The 16,923-nt window shown below is 35.2% G+C and carries 13 protein-coding genes; 11 read left to right on the forward strand and 2 right to left on the reverse strand.

Annotation, left to right across the window (positions count from 1 at the left end; translation table 11 throughout):
• Positions 1-694 precede the first annotated feature (694 nt).
• Entirely contained in the window at positions 695-2,074 is a 1,380-nt protein-coding gene (locus HMPREF2580_RS10135; RefSeq protein ID WP_070832652.1) for a MocR-like pyridoxine biosynthesis transcription factor PdxR, read from the reverse strand.
• A 97-nt stretch (positions 2,075-2,171) separates the two neighbouring features.
• On the opposite strand from HMPREF2580_RS10135, the gene pdxS reads away from it, so the two are divergent.
• Both pdxS and pdxT read left to right on the forward strand, forming a co-directional pair.
• The gene (gene pdxS / locus HMPREF2580_RS10140; protein WP_070832655.1) at positions 2,172-3,059 is read left to right on the forward strand and encodes a pyridoxal 5'-phosphate synthase lyase subunit PdxS; all 888 of its coding nucleotides are present in this window, start codon (positions 2,172-2,174) and stop codon (positions 3,057-3,059) included.
• Between the two features lie 3 nt (positions 3,060-3,062).
• A complete protein-coding gene (pdxT, locus tag HMPREF2580_RS10145; protein WP_002441056.1) occupies positions 3,063-3,623 on the forward strand; it encodes a pyridoxal 5'-phosphate synthase glutaminase subunit PdxT in 561 nt (186 codons plus the stop codon).
• 144 nt (positions 3,624-3,767) lie between these two features.
• Here pdxT and HMPREF2580_RS10150 read toward each other — a convergent pair whose 3' ends face one another.
• On the reverse strand, positions 3,768-4,982 hold the full coding sequence (locus HMPREF2580_RS10150; protein ID WP_002441057.1) for a NupC/NupG family nucleoside CNT transporter: 1,215 nt from the start codon (positions 4,980-4,982) through the stop codon (positions 3,768-3,770).
• Between the two features lie 155 nt (positions 4,983-5,137).
• Between HMPREF2580_RS10150 and HMPREF2580_RS10155 the strand changes: the two genes are divergently transcribed.
• The 9 genes from HMPREF2580_RS10155 to cysS all read left to right on the forward strand — a co-directional run bounded on the left by HMPREF2580_RS10155 (position 5,138) and on the right by cysS (position 16,921).
• Complete coding sequence (locus HMPREF2580_RS10155; RefSeq protein WP_037541112.1) at positions 5,138-5,599, forward strand: CtsR family transcriptional regulator; 462 nt, start codon at positions 5,138-5,140, stop codon at positions 5,597-5,599.
• 20 nt (positions 5,600-5,619) lie between these two features.
• On the forward strand, positions 5,620-6,183 hold the full coding sequence (locus HMPREF2580_RS10160) for a UvrB/UvrC motif-containing protein (RefSeq protein WP_002441061.1): 564 nt from the start codon (positions 5,620-5,622) through the stop codon (positions 6,181-6,183).
• Complete coding sequence (locus HMPREF2580_RS10165) at positions 6,176-7,180, forward strand: protein arginine kinase (protein WP_002441063.1); 1,005 nt, start codon at positions 6,176-6,178, stop codon at positions 7,178-7,180. The genes HMPREF2580_RS10160 and HMPREF2580_RS10165 overlap by 8 nt, the downstream gene beginning before the upstream one ends.
• A gap of 14 nt (positions 7,181-7,194) precedes the next feature.
• Positions 7,195-9,651, forward strand: a complete 2,457-nt coding sequence (locus HMPREF2580_RS10170; protein WP_070832658.1) for an ATP-dependent Clp protease ATP-binding subunit — start codon at positions 7,195-7,197, stop codon at positions 9,649-9,651.
• 341 nt (positions 9,652-9,992) lie between these two features.
• A complete protein-coding gene (gene radA, locus HMPREF2580_RS10175) occupies positions 9,993-11,360 on the forward strand; it encodes a DNA repair protein RadA (RefSeq protein WP_002441068.1) in 1,368 nt (455 codons plus the stop codon).
• 202 nt (positions 11,361-11,562) lie between these two features.
• Entirely contained in the window at positions 11,563-12,627 is a 1,065-nt protein-coding gene (locus tag HMPREF2580_RS10180) for a PIN/TRAM domain-containing protein (RefSeq protein ID WP_371106732.1), read from the forward strand.
• Between the two features lie 407 nt (positions 12,628-13,034).
• The gene (gene gltX / locus HMPREF2580_RS10185; RefSeq protein ID WP_002441075.1) at positions 13,035-14,489 is read left to right on the forward strand and encodes a glutamate--tRNA ligase; all 1,455 of its coding nucleotides are present in this window, start codon (positions 13,035-13,037) and stop codon (positions 14,487-14,489) included.
• Between the two features lie 418 nt (positions 14,490-14,907).
• Positions 14,908-15,537: a serine O-acetyltransferase gene (gene cysE, locus HMPREF2580_RS10190; RefSeq protein ID WP_002441077.1), complete on the forward strand. Its 630-nt coding sequence runs from the start codon at positions 14,908-14,910 to the stop codon at positions 15,535-15,537.
• Positions 15,521-16,921 (forward strand): cysteine--tRNA ligase, encoded by a 1,401-nt coding sequence (gene cysS, locus HMPREF2580_RS10195; RefSeq protein ID WP_070832668.1) that lies wholly within the window; start codon positions 15,521-15,523, stop codon positions 16,919-16,921. The genes cysE and cysS overlap by 17 nt, the downstream gene beginning before the upstream one ends.
• Positions 16,922-16,923 lie beyond the last annotated feature (2 nt).

A 16,923-nucleotide genomic window follows, 5' to 3' on the forward strand; every position in this document is an offset into this window, starting at 1 on the left:
TCCCGCTAGAGTAGGACGTTGCCAGGCAATTAAATCGTATGGATGCGATGAGCCGAATCGAGACCGAAAGGTCTCTTTTTTTATGTCTAAAACAATCGGCGCCCCGAAGGTACGTAGTCTATTAGCTATGGAGAAAGAATAATTCTCTGCGAAGAGAAAGCGATTGAAGCTGATGAATTAAGGAAAGAGCGCAACGAGTTTAGTCGAGCTAAATGAGTTAGCGAGAGACGCGAATGAAGAAAGATGCGAACGCTTGACTCAAGCAGAGGAAGCTCCTTAGCGCCAGATGGTAGCCCGGCTTACGTCTAAAGGTGGTTGAGGCATAATTAATTGTCTCAGTTTTCTTTAACATATTGGCAGTAGATGTCTGAATTAAAAGTGCGCTTATATCAAGCTTCTTTCAATTCTAGCCATCCTTGCCGGGGTGGCACAACGAAAATAATTTTGTTAAATTATATTTCTGTTCCACTCCCTCTTACTTAATGGCATAAAGCCATTAAGAACCACTGAAATAATTGCCAGGCAAGTTAGAGACCGGAAGGTCTCTTTTTTTATGTCTAAAAAGCAATTGGCGCTCCGAAGGTACGTAGTCTATTAGCTATGGAGAAAAAATGATTCTTTTCACAAATGTTAATTAAAATACGATAGCCTAAAAGCTATCGCATAAGTAACACTAACTTTTAAAAAAGAAGTGTTACTTTATAATTAACGAGTTAATCAGAGCGTTCACATGGTCTTCTAACTCATCTTGTTTAATCCCGCCGAAACCTAAAATGAATTTAGGATATTTAGAAGGTTTGTCTTCATAGTTATACAATTCTAATTTTAGATTGTTCTTTTTTGCTTTCTCTAAGCATTGGGGTACACTCAAACCATTCATTACAGTTAAGGTGAAATGCATACCAGTCAAAGCGCCTTCTATTTTTAACTGTTCACTATATTGGGCGAGTTTTTTTAATATATAATTCAATTTATCTCTATAAATTCTTCGCATTTTATTTAAATGTCTTTCAAAGCTGCCACTACTCATGAATCTTGCAACCATATGTTGAAGATGAACGGGTACGGTATTTCCTTCTTTAAATCTTCTTTGTTTATAAGTGTTCATTACTTTTTCAGGCAGTACTATGTATGCAATTCTACAACTAGGAAATAGTGATTTTGAAAATGTACTGATATATATAACTTTTCCTTTAGTATCTAAACTTTGTAAAGCTGGGATTGGTTTGCCAAAGTATCTAAACTCTGAATCATAATCATCTTCAATAATATAACGATGCGTATCTTTTTGAGCCCACTGGATAAGTTGCGTTCTTTTTTTGAGATTAGTGACGTGGCCAGTTGGAAATTGGTGGGATGGTGTAATATATAAGACGTTATTTTGTGAATTTAGTATAGGTTGGATTTGTATACCGTTTTTATCAACTGGAACTTGTAAGTAATTCATATTCTTTTTATCTAAAACGTGTTTAATTGGAGGGTAACTTGGTTTCTCAATAATAAATTTTTCATGTTTCAGTAAGTTGGTAATCATATCAAGCAGTTGACTGGTAGAAGAACCAATGATGATTTGATTAGGGTGACATGTTACGCCTCTACTATTAAATAAGTAATGTGCAATTTGTTGTCGTAACGCATAAACTCCTTGAACTTCACCACGTTGTAATAGATCGAGTTGATCATCTTCGAACACGTCTTTGGCATATTTTCTGAAAATGTGCATAGGGAAGCTTTCCGAATCTATTTCAGCTAGGTTAAAAGCGTATTGAGGTCCGTCATTGTTATAAGTTTCTTCATTGATTTCATTCCCCATATAATCATGATAAGACTCTGTATTAACAACAGGTAGAGATTCTATATCTGATACATAATAACCTGATCTAGGTTTTGAATAAATAAACCCCTCATCTAATAGTAGTTGATATGCATGTTCAATAGTCGTATGACTCATTGATAAATGTTCGCTCAGTTGTCGTTTAGAAGGAAATTTATCATTAGAATGGTATAGACCTTCAATAATTTGTTTTTTTAATTTTTCATATAGGGATAAGTAAAGTGGTTGTGTTGATTTCATATAAACTGGCCCCTTGTTTTATGTATAAATTGTACCTTTTTAAATATCAGTTTATCTTTTAAAATGAATTTAATCAAGAAGTAAAGGGGTAAATAACATGTCAAAAATTGTAGGCTCAGAACGAGTAAAAAGAGGAATGGCTGAAATGCAAAAAGGTGGCGTCATTATGGACGTTGTCAATGCAGAACAAGCTAAGATTGCTGAAGAAGCAGGTGCGGTTGCAGTTATGGCACTAGAACGCGTTCCATCAGACATCAGAGCAGCAGGCGGTGTAGCACGCATGGCTAATCCTAAAATTGTTGAGGAAGTAATGAACGCAGTGTCTATACCTGTTATGGCTAAAGCCCGCATTGGACATATTACTGAAGCTAGAGTATTAGAAGCAATGGGTGTCGATTACATTGATGAATCTGAAGTATTAACTCCAGCTGATGAAGAATATCACTTAAGAAAAGATCAATTTACAGTACCATTTGTATGCGGATGTCGTAACCTAGGCGAAGCTGCACGCCGTATTGGTGAGGGAGCAGCAATGTTACGAACTAAAGGTGAACCAGGTACAGGTAATATTGTTGAAGCTGTTCGTCATATGCGCCGTGTAAATGCTGAAGTGAGTCGTCTGACTGTTATGAACGATGATGAAATCATGACATTTGCGAAAGAATTAGGTGCGCCTTTTGAAATATTAAAGCAAATTAAGGATAAAGGTCGTCTTCCAGTAGTTAACTTTGCAGCAGGTGGTGTAGCAACGCCCCAAGATGCTGCTTTAATGATGGAATTAGGTGCCGACGGTGTATTTGTAGGATCAGGTATTTTCAAATCAGAAGATCCTGAAAAATTTGCTAAAGCAATTGTACAAGCTACAACACATTATCAAGATTATGAACTGATTGGTAAATTAGCAAGTGAGCTTGGCACAGCTATGAAAGGTTTAGATATTAACCAAATTTCATTAGAAGAACGTATGCAAGAGCGTGGTTGGTAATTTATGAAAATAGGTGTATTAGCGTTGCAAGGTGCGGTTCGTGAACACATTCGTCATATAGAATTAAGTGGTCATGAGGGCATTGCAGTGAAAAGAGTAGAACAACTTGAAGAGATTGATGGATTGATTTTACCGGGTGGAGAGTCCACAACATTAAGACGATTAATGGATTTATACGGATTCAAAGAAGTATTACAGAATTCTGATCTACCAATGTTTGGCACCTGTGCAGGTTTAATTGTACTTGCCAAAGATGTAGAGGGAGAGTCAGGCTATCTGAAGAAGTTGGATATCACCGTCGAGCGTAATTCATTTGGTCGACAAGTCGATAGCTTTGAATCTGAGCTTGATATTAAAGGAATTGCAGAAGATATTGAAGGTGTATTCATTAGAGCACCTCATATTGCTCAGGTTGAAGAAGGCGTTGATGTGCTAAGCCGAGTAGGCGATAAAATTGTGGCAGTGAAACAAGGTAAATATCTTGGAGTCTCATTCCATCCAGAATTAACCGATGATTATCGAGTAACTGAATATTTCATTAATCATATGATTAAGAAGGATTGAACATTTTCTAATAAAGCGGTCATCTTGAAGATGGCCGTTTTTAATTTTGAGGAAAATGCATTTCAAAAAAGTATAAATTCTAAATTAAAAAATAAAAAAGCAAGAGTAACTCCCCAAGTTACTCCTGCAATAATTAAGTATGAATTAAATAAAGAATCCTGCGATGGCTGCTGAAATAAATGATACAAGTGTTGCGCCAAATAATAGTTTTAATCCGAAACGTGCGACGACGTCACCTTTTTTATCATTTAATGATTTAATTGCACCTGAAATAATTCCAATCGAACTAAAGTTAGCAAATGATACTAAGAATACTGAAGTGACACCTTTAGCGTGTTCAGATAAACCATGTGTTTTACCAAGTGCTTGCATTGCAACGAATTCATTTGATAATAATTTAGTTGCCATAATAGAACCAGATTGAACAGCGTCATGCCATGGTACACCTGCTAAGAATGCAAATGGAGCAAAGACAAATCCAATCAATGTTTGGAAATTCCATGTAATTGCGCCGTGTGAGAATAAACTAAAGATACCGCTGACGATTCCATTTAATAAAGCGATGATAGCTATATAACCAATTAACATTGCGCCTACGATGACCGCAACTTTAAATCCGTCTAAAATGTATTCCCCGAGCATTTCGAAGAATGATTGGTTCTTAGTTTCACTTTCATCAACTAATAATTTATCATCTTCTTCATTCACTTTATAAGGATTGATGATTGACGCGATGATGAAACCACCAAATAAATTAAGAACAACAGCTGTTACAACATATTTAGGTTCAATTAACGTGAAGTATGCACCGATAATTGATGCCGATACTGTAGACATAGCTGATGCTGTTAACGTATATAAACGTTGTTTAGGTATGTATGGCAGTTGTTGTTTTAATGAAATAAATACCTCTGATTGTCCCAAGATTGCTGCTGCTACAGCGTTATATGATTCTAAACGTCCCATGCCATTAATTTTAGAAATTAAGAAACCTAAAAAATTAATAATAAGCGGTAAGATTCGCGTATATTGTAATATACCGATAAGTGCTGAAATAAATACAATAGGTAACAATACGCTAAAGAAGAATGGTGGGTTCTTTGGATCTACAAATTTAAAACCACCGAATACGAAATTGACACCTTCAGCAGCTTGCTTTAATAGGTAACTAAAGCCGTACGAAATACTACCGATGACACTGATTCCGATATGTGTTTTTAATAAAATAAATGCGAATATAAGTTGAATTACTAATAGTAAACCAACATACTTCCAGCGTATATTTTTTCTGTCTGAACTAAATAAGAATGCGAGTGCTAAAAAGAAAATAATTCCTATAATCCCAATCACAATATGCATATTTTTTTCATTCCTTTAATTTTTTCTATTCTCTATCATACAATAAATTGAACGCGCTAACATCATAAAATTTAAATTTTAAAATCAAATTGGTTGAAAAAGGTCAAAGGTGGTCATATAATAAAGTCAAAGAAGGTCAAAAAGAGGTGATATCCATGCATAACATGTCCGACATCATAGAACAATACATTAAACATTTATTCGAGGAAACAAACGAAGATGTGGTAGAAATCCAACGTGCAAATATTGCACAACGATTCGATTGTGTACCCTCCCAATTAAATTATGTTATTAAGACTCGTTTTACAAACGAACATGGTTATGAAATAGAAAGTAAACGCGGTGGTGGAGGTTATATCCGAATCACTAAAATTGAAAACAAAGATGCAACAGGTTATATTAATCACTTACTTCAATTGATTGGACCTTCTATTTCACAACAACAAGCTTATTATATAATAGATGGTTTATTAGACAAAGGATTGATTAATGACAGAGAAGCTAAAATGATACAAGCAGTTATTGATCGAGAAACACTAAAAATGGATGTCGTTGCAAGAGATATTATAAGAGCTAATATTTTAAAACGATTATTACCAGTGATTAACTATTATTAAATGAAGTGAGGTGTTTAAACGTGCTTTGCGAAAATTGCCATTTAAATGAAGCGGAAGTAAAATTAACAGTTAAAAGTAAAGACGGTACGCATGAAAAATGGGTATGCTCAATATGTGCTCAAGGCGATAATCCTTGGCATCAATCTCATGACGACACGTCTTACCATTCGCATCAAGACGATATAGAAGAAGCATTTGTGGTCAAACAAATATTACAACATCTCGCTACGAAACATGGTATTAATTTTCAAGAAATGGCGTTTAAAGAGGAGAAGCAATGTCCGACATGTCATATGACACTGAAAGATATCGCGCATGTTGGTAAATTTGGTTGTGCTAACTGCTACGCAACGTTTAAAGACGACATTATAGATATCGTTCGACGCGTACAAGGTGGACAATTTGAACATGTAGGTAAAACGCCTCAATCTTCACATAAGAAACTTGCAATTAAAAAGCAAATCGAAGAAAAAACGAAATATCTAAATAAATTAATAGAAGAACAAAACTTTGAAGAAGCTGCAGTGATTCGTGACGAAATTAAAGCATTAAAAGATGAAAGTGAGGTGTCTCGTCATGAGTGACATTCATACTAACATTAGTCAATGGATGAAAATGACTGAAGAGGCACCTGTAGTCATTTCTTCTAGAATAAGATTAGCAAGAAATCTTGAGAATCATGTTCATCCTTTGATGTTCCCGTCCGAGCAAGAAGGATTTCGAGTAATAAACGAAGTTCAAGATGCGCTTCCAGACTTACAGTTACAACGTTTAGATACAATGGATCAACAAAGTAAAATGAAATTAGTTGCGAAACATCTTGTAAGTCCTGAACTTATTAAACAACCAGCCTCTGCAGTATTGCTTAACGAAGATGAATCTCTAAGTGTGATGATTAACGAAGAAGACCACATTCGTATCCAAGCGTTAGGAACTGACTTGTCGCTCAATGATTTATATCAAAGAGCTTCAAAGATTGATGATGACTTGGACCAAGAACTAGATATTAGCTATGACGAACATTTAGGCTATCTTACAACCTGTCCAACAAATATAGGCACAGGTATGCGTGCGAGTGTCATGTTACATTTGCCTGGACTTTCCATCATGAAGAGAATGAACCGCATTGCACAGACGATTAACCGTTTTGGATTTACGATTCGAGGTATTTATGGAGAAGGTTCGCAAGTATATGGTCACATTTATCAAGTTTCAAACCAACTCACTTTAGGGAAAACTGAAGAAGAAATCATTGATAATTTAACTGAAGTCGTTAACCAAATCATCAATGAAGAGAAACAAATTAGAGAAAGACTTGATAAGCACAATCCAGTAGAAACGCTTGATAGAGTTTATCGTTCGCTAGGGATTCTACAAAATAGTAGAATTATCTCAATGGAAGAAGCATCCTATCGCTTAAGTGAAGTCAAACTCGGTATCGATTTAAATTATATAACACTTAATGATTTTAAATTTAATGAATTAATGGTAGGTATACAGTCACCATTTTTAATAGATGAAGATGATGATAAAACAGTAAATGAAAAAAGAGCCGATTTATTAAGAGAACATATAAAATAGGAGGTATTTTATATATGCTATTTGGTAGATTAACAGAACGTGCGCAGCGAGTTTTAGCGCATGCACAAGAAGAAGCAATTCGTTTGAACCATTCAAATATTGGTACAGAACACCTTTTATTAGGTTTAATGAAAGAACCTGAAGGTATTGCTGCTAAAGTATTAGAAAGTTTTAATATTACTGAAGACAAAGTGATTGAAGAAGTTGAGAAGTTGATTGGTCACGGTCAAGAACAAATGGGCACGTTACATTACACACCTAGAGCTAAGAAAGTGATTGAACTTTCAATGGATGAAGCAAGAAAGTTACATCATAATTTCGTAGGTACAGAACACATTCTTTTAGGTTTAATCCGTGAAAATGAAGGTGTCGCAGCACGCGTGTTTGCCAACTTAGATTTAAATATCACAAAAGCACGTGCGCAAGTTGTTAAAGCTTTAGGTAGCCCAGAAATGAGTAATAAAAATGCTCAAGCAAATAAATCAAATAATACACCAACATTGGATAGTTTAGCTAGAGACCTAACTGTTATAGCGAAAGATGGTACTTTAGACCCCGTAGTAGGACGTAATAAAGAAATCACTCGTGTCATTGAAGTGTTAAGCCGTCGTACTAAAAATAATCCAGTACTTATCGGTGAACCAGGTGTAGGTAAAACAGCAATTGCTGAAGGTTTAGCACAAGCGATTGTTAATAATGAAGTACCAGAAACATTAAAAGAAAAGCGCGTCATGTCACTTGATATGGGTACTGTAGTTGCTGGTACGAAATACCGTGGTGAATTCGAAGAACGCTTGAAAAAAGTTATGGAAGAAATTCATCAAGCAGGTAACGTCATTCTATTTATTGATGAGTTACACACATTAGTTGGCGCTGGTGGTGCTGAAGGTGCTATTGATGCATCTAACATCCTTAAACCAGCCTTAGCTAGAGGAGAATTACAATGTATAGGTGCTACAACTTTAGATGAATATCGTAAAAACATTGAAAAAGATGCAGCATTAGAACGTCGTTTCCAACCCGTTCAAGTTGATGAACCAACAGTAGAAGACACAATTGAAATCTTGAAAGGCTTACGCGATCGTTATGAAGCACATCATAGAATTAATATTTCTGATGAAGCTTTAGAAGCAGCTGCAAAATTAAGCAACCGTTATGTATCTGATCGTTTCTTACCAGATAAAGCAATCGATCTTATTGATGAAGCAAGTTCTAAAGTTAGACTTAAAAGTCATACAACACCTAACAATCTTAAAGAAATTGAACAAGAAATTGAAAATGTTAAAAATGAAAAAGATGCTGCTGTTCATGCACAAGAATTTGAAAATGCAGCTAATTTAAGAGATAAACAATCTAAACTTGAAAAACAATATGAAGACGCTAAAAATGAATGGAAAAATTCTCAAGGTGGCGTAAGTACGGCATTATCTGAAGAAGATATAGCAGAAGTAATTGCAGGATGGACAGGTATTCCATTAACTAAAATTAACGAAACTGAATCTGAACGTTTACTCAATCTTGAAGATACACTCCACGAACGTGTAATTGGTCAAAATGACGCAGTGAATTCAATCAGTAAAGCTGTGAGACGTGCTCGTGCGGGACTTAAAGATCCTAAACGTCCAATCGGTAGCTTTATCTTCCTAGGACCTACTGGTGTAGGTAAAACTGAATTAGCACGTGCATTAGCTGAATCTATGTTTGGTGAAGATGATGCAATGATTCGTGTTGATATGAGTGAGTTTATGGAGAAACATGCAGTGAGTCGTTTAGTAGGTGCGCCTCCAGGCTATGTAGGCCATGACGATGGTGGTCAATTAACTGAAAAGGTAAGACGTAAACCATACTCAGTTATCCTATTTGATGAAATTGAAAAAGCCCACCCTGATGTATTTAACATCCTTTTACAAGTCTTAGATGATGGCCATTTAACTGATACGAAAGGTCGTACTGTAGATTTCCGTAATACAGTCATCATCATGACTTCAAACGTTGGCGCACAAGAATTACAAGACCAACGATTTGCAGGATTTGGTGGCGCTTCTGAAGGTAACGATTATGAAACAATTCGTAAAACAATGATGAAAGAACTTAAAAATTCATTCCGTCCAGAATTCTTAAACCGTGTAGACGATATCATTGTATTCCACAAACTTTCTAAAGAAGAATTGAAAGAAATCGTTACTATGATGGTAAATAAACTTACTGCTCGTCTTTCTGAACAAAATATTAATATTGTTGTAACTGATAAAGCGAAAGAAAAAATTGCTGAAGAAGGTTACGATCCAGAATACGGTGCGCGTCCATTAATTAGAGCAATTCAAAAAACTGTAGAAGATAACTTAAGTGAATTAATCTTAGATGGTAACAAGATTGAAGGTAAAGAAGTTACTATTGATCATAATGGCGAAGAGTTTAAATATGATATTCACGAGAAAACATCTTCAGAAAAAGAAACGACAGAAGCTTAAATTGATATAACGCATAGAAAGTAAAATTGAATCAACGATAGTAATCTATGACTATTATTGGTATTCCTCTTTAATTGAGGGGTACCTTTTTTTATTCATAAATTTTTCCGTATGTTCAGATAAACTAATTTATCTTTATTTTTCATAGAATGCAGTGCGATGTATAAGAATTAAAATAAACTTAAGGAAATTAAATTTCTCGAAAAATCAATAATTCTCAACTCGCATAAGCATAAATTCATAATAAAATTAATCGTTATCAAAATCATTCACATTTAATTTGTCATAATCAAATTGTCAGTTTAAAATAGATTTGTTCATAACAATTTGGAGGTGCAAAAGTGGCCAAGAAAAAAGTAATATTTGAATGTATGGCGTGTGGCTATCAATCTCCTAAATGGATGGGGAAGTGTCCTAATTGCGGTGCATGGAACCAAATGGAAGAAATTGTAGAGAAAGCTGCGAACCCTAAACATGGTGTGAAAACTAAAGAAGCAGCAGGAAAAGTACAGAAATTAAATAGTGTTAAACATGAGACGACGCCTAGAATTCTCACAGATTCAAAAGAATTTAACCGAGTGCTTGGTGGAGGTATTGTAAGTGGGTCACTTGTGCTTATCGGAGGAGACCCAGGTATTGGTAAATCTACATTACTGTTGCAAATCTGTGCTGCGTTATCTCAAAGTAAAAATGTCTTATATATCACTGGTGAGGAATCGATAAATCAAACTAAACTACGTGCTGAGCGTTTAGAAGAAGATTCTAGTCAACTCAACGTTTTAGCTGAAACGGATTTAGAAGTTATCCACCAAACCGTTAAAGATGAACGCCCAGATTTACTCGTCGTGGATTCCATCCAAACCATTTATCATCCAGAAATAAGTTCAGCGCCAGGATCAGTGTCTCAAGTAAGAGAAAGTACACAAAGTCTGATGAATATCGCGAAGCAAATGGATATTGCGACATTTATTGTTGGGCATGTGACGAAAGAAGGTCAGATAGCAGGGCCGAGATTGCTAGAACATATGGTAGATACGGTGCTTTACTTTGAAGGCGATGAACATCATGCATACCGAATTTTAAGAGCGGTTAAAAACCGTTTTGGATCTACAAATGAGATGGGCATTTTCGAAATGAAGCAGAGTGGTTTGAAAGGTGTCTTAAATCCTTCTGAAATGTTTCTAGAAGAACGATCAACTAATGTACCAGGATCGACCATTGTGCCAACCATGGAAGGCACACGTCCTTTGCTGATTGAGGTACAAGCATTAGTTACACCTACTACGTTTAATAATCCTAGACGTATGGCTACAGGTATTGACCATAATCGGTTAAGCTTACTTATGGCAGTATTAGAAAAGAAAGAAAATTACTTGCTTCAGCAACAAGATGCATATATCAAAGTTGCAGGTGGAGTGAAGTTAACAGAACCGGCTGTAGACCTAAGTATTATAGTAGCCACTGCCTCAAGCTTTAAAGATCAAGCTGTAGACGGCTTAGACTGTTTTGTAGGTGAGGTAGGTCTAACGGGCGAAGTTCGTCGAGTCTCTCGTATAGAACAACGGATTCAAGAAGCGGCTAAACTTGGTTTCAAACGTGCGATTATCCCTCAAACAAATATAGGAGGGTGGACTTTCCCAGAAGGTATCCAAGTGATTGGTGTATCTTCTGTCCATGAAGCTTTAAAATATGCGCTCCGTTCTTCATAGAAAGTATTTTATGAAAAGAATGAAAATGTTTATCATGTATCAAAGAAGTATATATGTATTTGATGTTTTCATTCAACGCATGTCGTTTTTTACTACAATAAATTTACGCGTATGAAATCTCGATTCAATAATACTGAAATAAGTATACATACAGAGAATAGACATCCGTGAGAGGAGGATAAGGTTGAGTATCACTAGATTAATGGTGTTAGTTATTTATATTATTATCGGCGCTGCATTAGGAATTATTATTATTCCAGAAGTCGTAGCTGATATAGGTATGAAAGTTCCACCGATTATTACGAATCACTATGTAGATGGATTTGTAGGCATTATTTTATTTTTTGCTATATTTGGATTTTTTATTAAAAGAGTGACCCATGCTTTTAAAGAACTTGAACAAGTCATTATGCGACGAAGTGCAGTGGAAATTTTATTTGCAACAATTGGTCTGATTATAGGACTCTTTATCTCAGTTATGGTTTCTTTTATTTTAGAACTTATAGGAAATTCGATACTTAATCATTTTATTCCTATTATCATTACGATTATTTTATGTTATCTAGGTTTCCAATTTGGTTTAAAGAAACGCGATGAGATGTTAATGTTTTTGCCGGAAAATATGGCAAGATCCATGTCTTATAATACACGTAAAGCTATACCAAAGATTATAGATACAAGCGCGATTATTGATGGTCGTATATTAGATGTCATTCGTTGCGGTTTTATCGATGGCGATATCCTTATTCCTCAAGGAGTCATCAATGAATTACAAGTTGTAGCAGATGCAAATGATAGTGTAAAGCGTGAGAAAGGACAGCGTGGTTTAGATATCCTTAATCAACTCTATGATTTGAATTACCCTACACGTGTGATACATCCGACGAAGTCTCATAGTGATATCGATACATTACTCATTAAGTTAGCGCAACAGCATCATGCCCATGTCATTACCACTGACTATAATTTAAATAAAGTGTGTCACGTGCAAGGCATTACAGCATTAAATGTCAATGATTTATCAGAGGCGATTAAGCCAAATGTTCATCAGGGTGACCGCTTAAATATACTTTTAACTAAGATGGGGAAAGAACCTGGTCAAGGTGTAGGTTATCTAGATGATGGTACGATGGTCGTTGTTGACAACGCGAAGAAATTAATTGGTCAACAGGTTAATTTAGAAGTAGTGAGTCTATTACAAACTTCTTCAGGTAGGATTGTTTTTGCAAAACATCATGAAGAAGACACTTCCAATTCTGAAAATTAAATCAAAAGCAGGTTTCATGTGAAACGGTATATTTTGAACTAAAATATGAATTTTACATGAAACCTTTTTATATATAAAGAGAAGTTTGAAGAAGACTTACGTAAACAATAGACTTATCAAAGACGCATTTAAGTGCTACAATATTACTGAATGTTATGTAAGAATGAATAATCAATTATTGAGGGAAGTTATTCACAAAGGAATGGTCCAACACATCATTAACTTTTGAATAACTTTTTTAAAATTGAATTAAACCATCAAAAACTTGGCAGCTTACATGCTTAAATTGGTTTGAAAAGTGGCTAAAAAATAAAGAAATTACAATTGCTTTTAAAATGTAATGATTTCTTTTAATCAACTTCTGCCATTACATCAGCCCATAATTAATAATCATAGGAGTGAATATAATGAGTGAACGCATTAGAGTAAGATATGCACCGAGTCCAACTGGATACTTGCATATTGGTAATGCTCGAACAGCATTATTTAACTATTTATTTGCGAAACATTATGATGGAGATTTTGTTGTTCGTATTGAAGATACAGATAGCAAACGTAACCTCGAAGACGGAGAATCTTCTCAATTTGATAACTTAAAATGGTTAGGCTTAGATTGGGATGAATCTATCGATAAAGATAAAGGTTATGGCCCATACCGCCAATCTGAACGTGCGGACATTTATAACCCACTAATTCAACAATTACTTGACGAAGATAAAGCATATAAATGTTATATGACAGAAGAAGAATTAGAAGAAGAACGTGAAGGACAAATTGCTCGTGGTGAAATGCCTCGTTACGGTGGTCAACATGCACACTTAACAGAAGAACAACGTCAACAATTCGAGGCAGAAGGCCGTAAACCTTCTATTCGATTCCGTGTGCCTAAAGATAAGACTTATACATTTAACGATATGGTTAAAGGTGAAATTTCATTCGACTCTAATAATATAGGCGACTGGGTTATCGTGAAAAAAGACGGTGTACCAACATATAACTTTGCAGTTGCTGTAGATGATCATTATATGAAAATTTCAGATGTTATTCGTGGCGACGACCATGTTTCTAACACACCAAAACAATTAATGATTTATGAAGCGTTTGGTTGGGAACCACCACGTTTTGGACATATGGCTCTTATTGTTAACGAAGAACGTAAGAAGTTAAGTAAACGCGACGGTCAAATCCTACAGTTTATTGAACAATATCGTGACTTAGGCTACTTACCAGAAGCACTATTCAACTTTATTACATTATTGGGTTGGTCACCTGAAGGCGAAGAAGAAATCTTTTCTAAAGAAGAATTTATTAAAATCTTTGATGAAAAACGTTTATCTAAATCACCTGCAATGTTTGATAGACAAAAATTAGCTTGGGTAAACAACCAATACATGAAAACGAAAGACACTGAAACAGTATTTGAATTGGCTTTACCGCATCTAATTAAAGCAAACCTCATCCCTGAAAATCCTTCTGAAGAAGATAAAGATTGGGGACGTAAACTTGTTGCACTTTATCAGAAAGAAATGAGTTATGCAGGTGAAATCGTTCCATTATCAGAAATGTTCTTCCATGAAATGCCTGAACTTAATGAAGAAGAACAAGAAGTTGTCAATGGTGAACAAGTTCCAGAATTAATGAACCACTTGTATGGTAAATTAGAAGCTTTAGAACCATTTGAAGCTGCTGAAATCAAGAAAACAATTAAAGAAGTTCAAAAAGAAACTGGAATCAAAGGTAAACAATTGTTTATGCCTATTCGTGTAGCTGTAACAGGACAAATGCACGGACCAGAATTACCAAATACAATTGAAGTATTAGGTAAAGAAAAAGTATTATCTCGTTTACAAAAATATGTATAAGAGCTTTCAAGATTGTCATTTACATACGCTGAATTCATTTTTCTAAAAAGCGTATGTTACGACTTGAAATTTCACTACTAACGACCTATTATTATAACTATAAAATGAATCAAAGGATTAGTAATTAATCATTATATGACTCAGAGAGTGTGCGGGTAGCTGCGAGCATACCATATAGATTAATGAATGCACCTTTGCTACTTTAAATAAATAATGATAATGAGAGTAATGAATACGATTATAAGTATCATTGCTGAATGAAGAGTGGAACCGTGCGATAGCGCCTCTAGCAACTGAATTGTTAGAGGCGCTATTTTGATATCATGAATTTTTAAATCAGGCACATGTATTAAAAAAGCATTGATGAAATAAAAATCAATTTGATTAGGCTAAGGGGGAGAAGGTCTTGTTAAAAAGAATGAGAGACGATATAAAAATGGTGTTTGAACAGGATCCAGCAGCACGCTCAACTTTAGAAGTTGTTACTACTTACGCGGGATTACATGCAGTATGGAGTCATTTAGTAGCGCATAAACTTTATAATAAAAAGCGCTATGTTGCAGCGAGAGTTATTTCACAAGTGTCACGATTTTTCACAGGAATAGAAATTCATCCTGGTGCTAAAATAGGTAAACGTTTATTTATTGACCATGGTATGGGTGTCGTTATTGGTGAAACATGTACAATCGGGGATAATGTCACAATTTACCAAGGTGTGACACTAGGTGGTACAGGAAAAGAGAAAGGAAAACGTCATCCTGATATTGGAGATAATGTTTTAATCGCCGCAGGTTCTAAAGTTTTAGGTAATATACAAATTGATTCAAATGTAAATATTGGTGCGAATTCTGTTGTACTACAATCTGTACCAAGTTATACAACTGTTGTCGGTATTCCAGGTCACATTGTTAAGCAAGAAGGCAAACGAATTGGTAAAACATTTGACCATCGTAATTTACCGGATCCACTTTTCGAACAAATCAAACATTTAGAACGACAACTTGAAAAAGCTAAGAATGGAGAGATTCAAGATGATTACATTATATAATACGTTAACACGTCGGAAAGAAACATTTGAGCCGATTGAACCAGGTAAGGTGAAAATGTATGTGTGTGGTCCGACGGTTTACAATTATATTCACATCGGGAATGCACGACCTGCAATTAATTATGATGTAGTCAGAAGATATTTTGAATATAAAGGATACGAAGTTATTTACGTTTCAAATTTTACTGATGTAGATGATAAGTTAATCAATCGCTCTAAGGAATTAAATGAAAGTGTTCCAGAAATTGCTGAGAAATATATCAAAGCATTTTACGAAGATGTTGGCGCTTTAAACGTCAAAAAAGCAACATCAAATCCACGCGTGATGAATCATATGCAAGAAATTATTGATTTCATCAAAGAACTCGTAGATGAAGGATATGCTTATGAAAGTGATGGCGATGTTTATTTTAGAACACGTCAGTTTGATGGATATGGTAAACTCAGCCATCAATCGTTAGATGACCTCAAAGTAGGTGCACGAATTGAAGCCGGTGAGCAAAAGGAAGACGCCCTAGACTTTACGTTATGGAAGAAAGCGAAACCTGGAGAAATTAGCTGGGATAGTCCATTCGGTGAAGGCCGTCCAGGTTGGCATATTGAATGCTCTGTAATGGCTTACCACGAGTTAGGACCAACGATAGATATTCATGCTGGTGGTTCCGATTTACAATTCCCACACCATGAAAATGAAATTGCCCAATCAGAAGCACACAATCACGCACCATTTGCTAACTACTGGATGCATAACGGTTTTATTAATATCGACAATGAAAAAATGAGTAAGTCATTAGGTAACTTTATTTTAGTGCATGACATTATTAAAGAAATAGATCCTGATGTGCTTCGATTCTTCATGATTAGTGTACATTATCGTAGTCCTATCAATTATAATTTAGAACTTGTGGGTGCAGCTCGAAGCGGTTTAGAACGTATACGTAACAGCTATAAACTTATAGAAGAACGTGAAGCGATTGCTACAGATTTAGAAGAACACACAGAATATATGAACCAAATTGATGAAATTCTTAAACAATTCGAAACTGTAATGGATGACGACTTCAACACTGCCAATGCTGTAACTGCATGGTATGATTTAGCTAAACTCGCTAATAAATATGTTCTTGAAAATACAACTTCCACAAAGGTATTCAATAAATTTAAAGAAGTATATCAAATCTTTAGTGATGTTCTTGGCGTTCCCCTTAAAGGAAAAGAAGCTGATGAGTTATTAGATGAAGAGATTGAGAAATTAATAGAAGAGCGTAATGAAGCCCGTAAAAATAAAGATTTCGCTCGTGCGGATGAAATTAGAGATATGCTTAAAGAACGCAACATTATTTTAGAAGATACACCACAAGGTGTAAGATTTAAGCGTGGTTAAAT

The organism is Staphylococcus sp. HMSC036D05 (genome assembly GCF_001836225.1).
Lineage (GTDB): Bacteria > Bacillota > Bacilli > Staphylococcales > Staphylococcaceae > Staphylococcus > Staphylococcus caprae.